Source organism: Streptomyces sp. IBSBF 2435 (assembly GCF_036815005.1).
Classification (GTDB): domain Bacteria; phylum Actinomycetota; class Actinomycetes; order Streptomycetales; family Streptomycetaceae; genus Actinacidiphila.
This window is the reverse complement of the sequence record NZ_JAJSYW010000228.1, coordinates 1-9,637: the sequence shown is the minus strand read 5'-3', so window position 1 is coordinate 9,637 and position 9,637 is coordinate 1. Positions and strand designations below refer to the sequence as shown.

At 72.7% G+C, this 9,637-nt stretch carries 8 protein-coding genes and 1 pseudogene; 2 read left to right on the top strand and 7 right to left on the bottom strand.

Going from position 1 to position 9,637, the window contains the following annotated elements; all coding sequences use genetic code 11:
- Positions 1 to 1,242 (bottom strand): PQQ-binding-like beta-propeller repeat protein (locus V7E46_RS29950; RefSeq protein WP_333771359.1); only part of this gene is annotated, 1,242 nt, incomplete at its 3' end.
- Positions 1,243 to 1,946: 704 nt separating this feature from the next.
- Here V7E46_RS29950 and V7E46_RS29945 point away from each other — a divergent pair.
- On the top strand, positions 1,947 to 2,141 hold the full coding sequence (locus V7E46_RS29945; RefSeq protein ID WP_333771360.1) for a hypothetical protein: 195 nt from the start codon (positions 1,947 to 1,949) through the stop codon (positions 2,139 to 2,141).
- Between the two features lie 349 nt (positions 2,142 to 2,490).
- On the opposite strand, the gene V7E46_RS29940 is transcribed toward V7E46_RS29945, so the two are convergent.
- Entirely contained in the window at positions 2,491 to 2,829 is a 339-nt protein-coding gene (locus tag V7E46_RS29940; protein WP_333771358.1) for a hypothetical protein, read from the bottom strand.
- Positions 2,830 to 3,047: 218 nt separating this feature from the next.
- Between V7E46_RS29940 and V7E46_RS29935 the strand changes: the two are divergent.
- Positions 3,048 to 3,239 (top strand): annotated as a pseudogene (locus V7E46_RS29935) (transposase family protein); the annotation flags it as partial.
- 498 nt (positions 3,240 to 3,737) lie between these two features.
- On the opposite strand, the gene tpg reads toward V7E46_RS29935, so the two are convergent.
- From tpg to V7E46_RS29910, 5 genes are all read right to left on the bottom strand, one after another.
- Entirely contained in the window at positions 3,738 to 4,295 is a 558-nt protein-coding gene (gene tpg / locus V7E46_RS29930) for a telomere-protecting terminal protein Tpg (protein WP_333771357.1), read from the bottom strand.
- Positions 4,296 to 4,298: 3 nt separating this feature from the next.
- Complete coding sequence (locus V7E46_RS29925; RefSeq protein ID WP_333771356.1) at positions 4,299 to 4,760, bottom strand: protein kilB; 462 nt, start codon at positions 4,758 to 4,760, stop codon at positions 4,299 to 4,301.
- A gap of 3 nt (positions 4,761 to 4,763) precedes the next feature.
- On the bottom strand, positions 4,764 to 7,010 hold the full coding sequence (gene tap / locus V7E46_RS29920) for a telomere-associated protein Tap (RefSeq protein WP_333771354.1): 2,247 nt from the start codon (positions 7,008 to 7,010) through the stop codon (positions 4,764 to 4,766).
- 522 nt (positions 7,011 to 7,532) lie between these two features.
- Entirely contained in the window at positions 7,533 to 8,249 is a 717-nt protein-coding gene (locus V7E46_RS29915) for a DUF2238 domain-containing protein (protein WP_333771353.1), read from the bottom strand.
- A 42-nt stretch (positions 8,250 to 8,291) separates the two neighbouring features.
- Positions 8,292 to 8,636, bottom strand: coding sequence for a DUF5707 domain-containing protein (locus tag V7E46_RS29910; protein ID WP_333771352.1), 345 nt, complete (start codon positions 8,634 to 8,636; stop codon positions 8,292 to 8,294).
- Positions 8,637 to 9,637 lie beyond the last annotated feature (1,001 nt).

The window sequence follows — 9,637 nt, the reverse complement described above, 5'->3', positions numbered from 1 at the left end:
CCTCGCGGAGAAGCTGAACCGCGGCATGCAGCAGATCCACTCCTGGCGCATGGACTGCCCGTACGCCGCCAGCAGGTGGGTGGCCGGGACCACCACGAGGCCGCCGCCCGCCGCGAGGCCGGTCAGCGGCTGGGAGACGTCGTCCTCGTTGGGCGCCTGGACGGGCGCGCCGACGGCCGTGGACCACACGGACTTCCCGGTGGCGCCGCTGACCGCGTACAGCTGGCCCGACCGGGAGCCGACGTAGACGTAGCCGTTGACGACGATCGGGGCCGTGCTGATCTGGCCGTCGCCCTGGAACGTCCACCGGGTGGCCAGGGTCGGGGTATACCGCTCCCTGAGGACGCCGTCGGCGACGAAGTAGCCCTGGTGGCCGTCGATCGCCGGGGCCGGGATCGGGCCGGAGTCCGCGTACGTGGCGCGCGTCGTCCCGGTCGCGGGATCGAGGACCACGGGTGCCATGTCGAAGTTGTCGCGGATCCAGACGCTGCCGTCGCCCGCGACCACCGGGGTGCGGCCCCCGCCGCCCTCGCATCCCGTCTCGTGGTGCCAGGCCGGGCTGCCGGTGGCGGGGTCGAAGGCGTACGCCTGCTCGCACGCGTACGAGACGTAGACGCCGGTGGGGGTGACGGCCGGCGAGCTGTCGTCGCCGTTCTCGACGGACTGCGTCCAGCGCACCGCGCCGGTCGCGGCGTCCATCGCGTAGACGGTGCCGCCGTATCCGGCACCGCCGGTGTAGACGACGCCGCCGGAGAAGGTCGGCGGGGAGGTGAAGGAGTGCTGCCCGTCGAGCGCGACGGACCAGATCGGCGCGCCGGTGGCGGGGTTGAACGCGGTCAGCCGGCCCTCGTAGGTCAGGGCGTAGAGCCGCCCGCCGCCGTAGGCGAGCGCGGACCACCAGTACAGGCCGCCCAGCTTGACGGGGTTCCAGGCGTTCTGGCCGGTGCGCGCGTCGAGGGCGTAGAGAGTAGTGCCGTCCTCGTCCGGGGCGGCCACGGTGACGAAGACCCGGCCGCCGGCCACGACGGGGTAGGAGACGTTCCCGCCGAGGTCGCGGGACCATTTCCTGCTCAGCGGCGGCGCGGCCAGCGCGCCGTCCGTGAGGCTGCCGTTGTGCCGGGCGTCGATCTGGTACGTGGTCGAGACCGCGGCCGGGGCCGGGTCGGCCACGGCCGGTGTCACGAACGCGGCTGCCCACAGGGCAGCGCCCAGTAGGACGGCGGATTTTGTTCGAAGGTTCATCCACTTACCCCCATCGGTCCGGCACCGCGGCGGCGATGCTCGCAGGGCGGACCCCCGTCCCCACGCGACGGCCGCTTCCGGGGCAAGGTCTGCCCCGGGCGGCTCCGATCACCCCTTGTCATGGAACAGTTGCGCTGATTTTCGGCCACCCTGCGGCTCCACGGAGCCCGCCCGCCCCATCGGCCGCCGCCTGCACCGCCGGCCGGGCCGCATGTCAGCGGCTGTGCAGTCGGGTTCGGCCAATGGCCGACAACGAGCGTGTGCTCGGGGCCCTTGCCGGCGTCACTTCCCCGGGAACCCGGCCCGCAGCGCCGCCCGCGGGTGAGGACGGCGACGCCGGCCAGGGGCCTGATCGGCGCGTCCCTGGGTGGTCGTCACGTACCGTCGGCCGGGATGGGCCTCTCGGCAGCGGCTGCGACGGCCAGCAGGCCGGCTTCCCGGTGTCGCCGGGCGATCTGCGTCGAACGCCACCACGTGCTCGGCGAGCTCCGGCGCGGCTGCGGCAAGAGGGGTCTCCCACCCGTATACGGCGTCCCCCACCGGTACGTACCGGTTCGGAGCACGGCGGGTGAGCGACCCCACCGGTCGCCCGACCGCCGCACCGCTCACCGGCGTTCCGCGACGGGCTGCGGGAGTGGCGTCCGTGGACCGCCCGACCTGACACGATCAGCGGGACAGTACGCATGAACGTAGAGGCGGGGAACATGGTGGGTCTGATACTGCTCGGCGTCTTGGTGCTCGCCGTCGGTGGATGTGCGTGTGTGGTGTGGGCGGAGCGCGGCGGTCCCCGCTGGGTCCGTGGCGTGGCGACCGTGATGCTCGCCGCGGGGAAGCTGGTGCGCCGACCGGACAAGAACCGGCGCCGGCGCCTGCAGCGGTCCGGTGACGACGGCGACTAGGGAACAGACGAATTCGACCAGGTAATCGAGCTAGACGGGAGGGATCAGCGATGCCCCGGACCACAAGCAGGGCCAGGCGCAGCCGGCTGCGCTGCCGCAGACCGCAGGCCGACGTGGCCCTCCCGGACGGGCAGCAGCTGTACGCCGTAGTGAAGTCCCGGCGCCGGGAACCGGACGGCTGGTGGATACGACCTGCAGATCCACCTGCCCAGCCAGGGCCACAAGCACGGCCGGCTCCTGGCCCTCCCGACCGGCATGCACTTCCGCGCCCCGGCCGTGTCCTCTGTTGTGCCGATGATCGGCAATGCCGACCGCCTTCGTGGTCGTCCGGAGCGGTGCGGTGATGTGGTTACTGGGGTGTCAGGGGCGTGCAGTTGTTTCCGATGTACATGCCGCTGCTGGTCGGCGTCACGCTCTCGCAGGTGGCGCGCACGTTGTGACCCGCCACGTAGCTTCCGCCGGTAAGGGGGTTCCACTGCCTCCAGGTGTCCGCGTTGAAGGTGTATGGGCCGCCCGTGTCGGTGAACGGGTCGCAGTTGTAGAAGCCGCTGTTGATCAGGACATCACCGCAATGGACGGTGGTGGCTGCCTGTGCCTGTCCGGCGCATGCGAGAAGGGCGCCTGTCACCAGGGCTGCGCTGACCAGGGCATGAACGCCGGTTCTGGTCTTCGTATGCGTATGCGACATGTTTTCTCCTACGGCTCGGGAATTCAGCGTAGGAGCTGGAAACTGGCGACACCACCGGGAATCACGCCAAATGGCGTGAAGTCGGCACTGGGCGTTTTCCAACCTGCTGACGTGGCTGCGCACTTGGGGTGACAACGAAGCGAAGCCCCTGGTAGACGGGTTCTCGGCCAGGAGAACCGTCTCCACCACAGGCTTCGCACGCTTGTCAGCCGTCCGGCGTGGACGTGTCCAGTTCCGCGCTCCGCTTCCTTGCAGATCAGTTGCCGCGGCACCGCCGTGCCATCGACTCCCGCTGGCGGCGGCTGACCGCCGGCCGCCAAGCCCCTCTCGCCCTGGCCCACTTGCGCGTCGGACACACGTACGCCCCGCTCGCCACCGGGTTCGGCGTGCGGACAGCGACTGCCTCGCGCTCGCCCCAGCAGGCTCCTACAGTGCGGGCCTGATGAGGTAGCACTGACGAGTGACCTCACTCGAGCAACTGGCCACTGAGCCGGTGCACGAGGAGGATCCACCGGTCCCGGTGATCGTCGAGCCGCTGTAGTTCGGCTTGTTCGCGAAGAGCGTGCACGCTGCTGCCGCCGGACCTGCGATGCTCAGCGTCCCGGTCCGGTGGACCACGTAGCTTCCCGCCGGAGCGGTGTCGGCTACAGCCCCTCTGCGGTCCCCAGCGCCAAAACTCCCACCGCAACTCCGACCACGATCGGACCCGTGCGCCTGGTCCGCAGCACAGCAGCCTCCTGAGGTTGACGGTCCGAGTCGGTCTACGGAGCGGGAACAGTCCGGCACACCGTGTTCTCAGTCAGTCTCCGGCGGGGAAGTCCCCATCGCTGACCAGCACTCTGTGACCGGGTACCGGATCCCGTGGCCGTGATCCGGTACCCGCCGGTCACACCTGGCCGGCCACGGGCTCAGAAGTCCAGCTCGATGTAGTCGATGTCGGTGAACTCCACTTCCAAGTCCGTTGCGCGGCGGCCGCGGTCCTTGAAGTAGATCTCCTGGAGTCCTTCGGCAGCGATGCGTTGCAGCTGCTGCTCGGTGGCGCCGGCGGCCTGCGCGTCGAACAGCCGGCTGGCGTAGGCGGGCGGCAGGTGCTGGGTGATCCGCCGCATACGCCCGTCGTCCGTCGACCCGGGTGCCGCGGTGAACCCGAACCGGGCGCGGGTCTCGATCACGATGCCGCCCGACACCGCGGCCTTCTTCTTCGCCCGCTGCTGCACACGGGGCTGCCAGTCCTTGCGGACCTCGCGCTCCAGGCGGGCCGCCAGGTCCCTGCGGGGGCGGCGCAGCTGGCCCTTGAGGTAGCGCTCCACCGTGCGCTGGGTGACCCCGATCCGGGCCGCCAGGGCGCGGGTGGAGCCCCTCTCCGCCTTGAGCAGGAACCGCATCTGCGCCTGCGCGGACTTCGGGATCGGGCGCGTCGCCGTGTTCCCGGCCGCCCGTTGCAGCGCGTCTTCGATCTCGCCCACGTCTCAATCCCCTTGGCTCAGGGCCCGGCCGGCGGCGGCGACCAGGTCGTCGGTGGCGGTGACGGCGAACTGGCGCTGGGTGGTGAGGGCGCCCAGGTCGGCGGCGCCGCGCATGTCGAACGCGGCCAGGGCGGCGGTGCGGGCGGCGGTTGCGAGGTCGGGCTCGAGGATGGAGACCGCGACCAGCGGGGCGGTGACGGCGGAGCGGGTGGTGCGGCTGGCGGCCCGGGCGGAGTCGCAGTCGGCTTGCGGGGCGCCGGTCAGGCGCAGGTGCTCGCGGTGCCACATGGCGCGGCGGTGGTCGCCTATCGCCGCCACCAGGGCACCGAGGGCCGCCCGCAGGTCGGCCGCGCGGCGCTCCGCGCGCTCGTCACGGCGGGTCTCGCGGGAGTGGCGGGACTGCAGGAGCGCGGTGAGCAGGCCGCCGAGCAGGGTGCCGGCCACCGCGACGATGGTGTCGCCCACGGTCTACTCCCCCTCGTCAGCGGCGTCGTGGCCGTCGCCCTTGATGTGCCGGGCCGGATTGTGCTGCTGTTCCATGAGCTCCACCGCCCAGAACAGGGGCTGCGTGCCCTCGTGTTTGACCATGCCGGGCGAGACGCCGAGCCGGAACGTGCCCGGCGCCGGCTTCCCAGCCGCGTCGTAGGGCAGGACGTCCAGCGGGGACGGCCCCGGCGAGGGGTAGACCGCGCAGTCCGACAGCAGCGCGATCGGCAGCAGCGCGTCCTCGCCGAACACCACGGCACCGGTCGGCGCGGGGCCGGGATGCGTGGCGAGCGCGGTCTTCACCAGCTTCCTGTGCATGTTGACCCGGGCCGCCGAGATGACCGCCGCCCGGATGTCGGGGCGCCACGTGGGGCGCTCCAGGGCCGGCCACCGCTCGCCGGGCCGGTACTTCGTGCCCTGCGGCCGCTCACGCAGCTTGCCGATGCCGCCCTTCACGGTGGACTTCATCGCGGACAGCACCATCGCCATGCCCGGATCTGTGGCCTTGTGGCCGGCCATCGCGTCCAGGAACGCCGCCGGGGACAGGTCGGCGGTGATTCCGAGGTCGGCCATCGTCGCCTTGTACGCCTCCGCCAGGTGCTTGTACCAGGGGTCCAGATACGGCCCGGTCTCGCGCCGGACGTACGCCTCGATCGGGCGGAGCTCCACCGCCAGCCCGAACTGCCCGATCAGCTCCTGCGCGTAGGCGAGGGTGGGGGTGGCGTACCAGGCCGGGCCGGTCGGGCGCCCGCCGTGCGGCGTGAACGGCGACGGCAGCCGCGGGTCCAGCTCGATGCCGGACAGGTCGACCAGCCACGAGCCCGGCACGGACTTGTCGAACCGCGGCGCCTTGACGTGCTCGGGTCCGGACAGGCCGACCACCAGCCTGTTCGCGGCCGCGAGGAACGCGGTGTTCACGTCGATGCCGACCGCGAACGGCTGCGAGCACTCGGCATCGGTGAGCAGCTCGGTGGACCGGATCCAGTCGAACGCCTCCTCATCGAGCACTTCGGCCGGGGTGCGCTCGTACGTGCGCGGGAAGAGCGCGGCGACGACGGGGTGTTCGCCGGGGGCCTCCGGCGGCGCCGGGTCGACCGCCACGGTGAGCGAGCCGGGCACCGCCCCGGACACCCACCTGTCCGTCCCCTCGTCCCGGACAGCGCGCGTCGGCGGCCGCAGCGCCGTCATCAGCTCCAGGCCGGCGACCGCGGTGGAGCCGCGCGGGGTCAGCACCCGGGCCGCGTAGGCGGTCAGCACCCGCGCGAGCTCCGCCGGCGGCAGCTGGTCCGCCTCGCCCCACGCCCGGGAGTCCAATGCGCCCCACGGCAGCACAGCGAGCTGTACGCACTGCCGTTCGCTGCCCTTGGCCGGCCGGTAGACCCGGGCCCACGGCCCGAACCCGCGCCGGGTCAGCTGCCACTTCGCCCGTGCGATCTGCTTCACGACCTTGTGGTCCTCCGGCAGCCGCATGGAGCGGCGGTCCTCCAGGCGCTCCGGCAGCCCGAGCCGCTCGACCGCCGCGGCGGTGAGCACGATCAGCGGGTCGGAGTCCTTGCCCGACCGGTGCAGCCGGCCCGCACCGAGCCTCGCCTCCGCCAGCGTCCACGCGACCAAATCCGGCACCGTGGCGGCCGGGCACTCCAACACCAGCCCGCCCGCGCCGTACAGCGACCCGTCGCCGTCCAGCACACCCAGCGGCCCGTGCGCGAACCACCGATCCACCGCAGCCGGGGCGGGGGCGGACTTCGGGGCCGCATTCTTCCCCCCGGGGCGGCGTGACGTCGACGTACTCCCGGCGGCTGTCGCGGGACCGCGCGCCGTGCCCGTGGCCGATGTCGTCGACGCGGGCCGCGCCGGCGCCATCGGCGCGGCCGGGGCGGTGACTGTCTCGGGTGCCGCAGGCGCCGGCTGCGGGGTCGCTGCCGGTGCCGCAGCCGACTCCGGGGCGGGGAAGCGCTGCGCGAGGCCTTCCAGCAGCCGCGCGTAGGCGGCGCGCTGCGGCGGGCGCGGCTCGGTCTTCCCTCCCTCCCAGTTCCCGACCGCCTCGCGGCGCGTGCCGAGTGCGGTGGCGATCTGGGTCTGGCTCAGTCCTGCGGCCTCCCGCAGCCGCTTGCGTTCGACAGGGGGCGGCAGGTCATCGGTCGGGACCTGCTCCAGCAGTGCGTCGATGGCGCTGAACAGCGGATTCCCAGTGGGCACAAGGCTCACCTCCGCGCCAGACCCTACCATGGATCGCACGTCGCGTCGCTCACCGATCGCACATAGGTTCAGGTGGTGCGACGCATGGGCAGATCCCTTCGTTCCGTCATGATCCATGACGTTTTGCCGGTATCCGTGGCGCATGGCCGACTGCGGTGAAGTGGGGTGAGGCGCCGGTGACGCTCGCGGTCGTCCGCTCGATCGGTACACCGCGGCGGCCGGCGACGGCGCAGGAGCACCAGGATGTCGGGCAGGAACCGGATGACCAGTTCCTGCCCTCCCGGACCGGCACCGTGATGGCAGGCAGCTCGATCGCCGACGGCCAGTGGGTGATCATCGAGTTCGTACGGTTCCTCGGCCGGCCGGCGTGGTATCGGAACCGGGTCCGGGCCGCTGGTGCCTGCCCCGGAGATGCCAGGTGCAGGTGCCCGCGGACACGCCGACGCCGTTGTCAGGCAGAAGCATGCCTCGCGCTGCCGGCGTGGGCGAGGGGATCGCGCGTCACGGATTCGGTCGACCGGCCGCTGAGAGCTGGGCACCCGCTCCTGTCTCCTACCTCTGCTGCTGAAAGGCCGTGCCGCTGCGGGCCGGCGTCCGCAGCGGCACGGCTGCGTCCTGGGCGGTACCGCCTGTCGTGCCCGGGGCGAGTGCGGCCAGGGCGCGGTCGTGGACGCGGCTGAGCAGCAATACGGAGAGGACTGCCCCGATCAGGCAGCAGAACATGTCCCATTGGGTGTCCCAGACATCGCCTTGGGTGGCCAGGAAAGCGTCCGCGGAGTGGCCGCCGATCAGGGACGACCACCATTCCAGCATCTCGAAGAAGGCGCTGAAGGCCAGGCAGGCGCAGACCGTGAGCGGCGCGAGCCACCGGCTGCGGCGCAGCGGCGATGTTCTGGCCAGTAGCTCCCGTACCAGGATGGCCGGGACGAAGCCCTGCATGAGGTGGCCGAGCCGGTCGTAGGGGTTGCGGGAGAGTCCGAGGGTGTCCCGCACCCAGTTCCCGGCCGGGACCTGGGCGTACGTCCAGTGGCCGCCGACCGCCAGCACGAGAGCGTGCAGCACCAGCAGCCAGCACAGCAGGTCGGTCAGCGGGAACCGGCGCCAGAGCGCGAGGGCCAGCGGCACTCCGATGATCACCCAGAACGTCTCCATCACCCACGTCACCCGGTCCACCGGCTGCCACCCGGACACCGCCATGATCACCAGCACCGCCCCGAGCGCCACCACCGGCCCCCGGCGCCGCTCCGCCGCCCGCGCCTTTTCCCTCATACCGCCACCCCTGCCGTTCGATTCCAACCGTGTCTTCCTGTGTCAGTGCTCGACGGTGAAGGTCGCGGCACTGGGCGCGAAGGTCGTGTCACGGTCCTTGGCCGTGGCGAGCGCGGAGACATACCGGGTGCCCCCGGGCATCGCAGCCGCGTCCTTGGCGGAGTCCTTCATTCCGTAGGTACACAGCGAGGTCGTGGACGACGCCGTCCTGCACGTGGCGTTCTCGACGGCCTTCGTCTCACCGGCCCTGGGCGCCGGGCCCGAACTCGCCGGCCACACCAGCGCCTTCAGGCTCTGCACGCCCGAGCCGCCGGCCACGGTAGCGGTGAAAGCCAGCGACGGCCCGGCACCGCCGGCCGAGGGGGCGCAGTGGGCCGCGGCCTTCATGATGGCCGCTCCGCGGACCCCGCGGCGTCCGCGGGGCCATCACGAAGGCGTCGGCAGCGACGGCGGCAGCTGAGACGAGCGAGGTGGCGACGATGCGCTTTGACACGGAGTCTCCCTGGGATCGGCTGCTGCTGCTGTGTCAGCGGCGGGCAGCCGGTCGATACGCCGCACGCTGTGCGACCAGCGTGCGGCAGCCGCCCCTCGCCCGGCATGAGTACGCCTACTCAACCGGAACACCCACCGGGCTCGTGCCAGAGCAGCGACCGGGACCGGCCCCTGCCCGGGTGTGGCGAACGGACCTGCGACGCCGCCGACCGGCCGGCGCGCCGCACGGCCGTGCCCTCAGCCGGTCCCGGGGCAGACCGGCCGCCACCCCCGCCCCGTGTCCGGCGGCCGGTGCAGGCCCCTGGTCTTCGTCCTGGCCCCGGGGCAGGACGGCGACGCACCCGCGTTCACCGGCGTGACGCCCCCGCCGGGCGGGGGGGCGGCCCCGCAGGCGGTCCGGTGCGGTCCTGGCCGACACGGCGTACTCCTCCCGCGCCGTCCGCGACCGCCTGCGCAGACGCCGTATCACGGCCGACCGGCGCCGCCGCCGGCTCCGCCGCGGCAGACCGCCGGCCTTCGGCCGCGACGCCTACGCGCAGCGCGGCACCGTCGAACGCCGCGCCAACGGACCGAAGCGGTGGCGCGGCCTCGCCACGCGGTACGGCAGGGCCGCGGCCGTCCGCCTCGCCGGCATCCCCACCCGGTCGGCCCGATGGTCCGGACGCAGCGGCCCGGCCCGCCGGCGCGGACGCGGGCCCGGCTTCCCGGTCCACGGCGGAGCCGGCGACCGGCAACTGGCCGTAGCGGTACGCGGCGGGAGCGGTGTCACAGGGACAGGGCCACGTCGTAGTCGGTCAGCCAGCGGTTGAGCTGGACGACCATCTCCGCGGCCGCCCGGTTGACGCGGGCGGAGGCGTCGGTGCCGCCGTCGAGGTAGGCCCCGACGGCGCCACCGT

What these genes read in the sequence shown, in the direction of transcription:
- V7E46_RS29940 (WP_333771358.1), bottom strand. Translation starts at nt 2,829, where the DNA reads ATGTCGCATACGCATACGAAGACCAGAACCGGCGTTCATGCCCTGGTC.
- V7E46_RS29910 (WP_333771352.1), bottom strand. Translation starts at nt 8,636, where the DNA reads ATGAAGGCCGCGGCCCACTGCGCCCCCTCGGCCGGCGGTGCCGGGCCG.
- V7E46_RS29945 (WP_333771360.1), top strand. Translation starts at nt 1,947, where the DNA reads ATGGTGGGTCTGATACTGCTCGGCGTCTTGGTGCTCGCCGTCGGTGGA.
- V7E46_RS29915 (WP_333771353.1), bottom strand. Translation starts at nt 8,249, where the DNA reads ATGAGGGAAAAGGCGCGGGCGGCGGAGCGGCGCCGGGGGCCGGTGGTG.
- tap (WP_333771354.1), bottom strand. Translation starts at nt 7,010, where the DNA reads ATGGTAGGGTCTGGCGCGGAGGTGAGCCTTGTGCCCACTGGGAATCCG.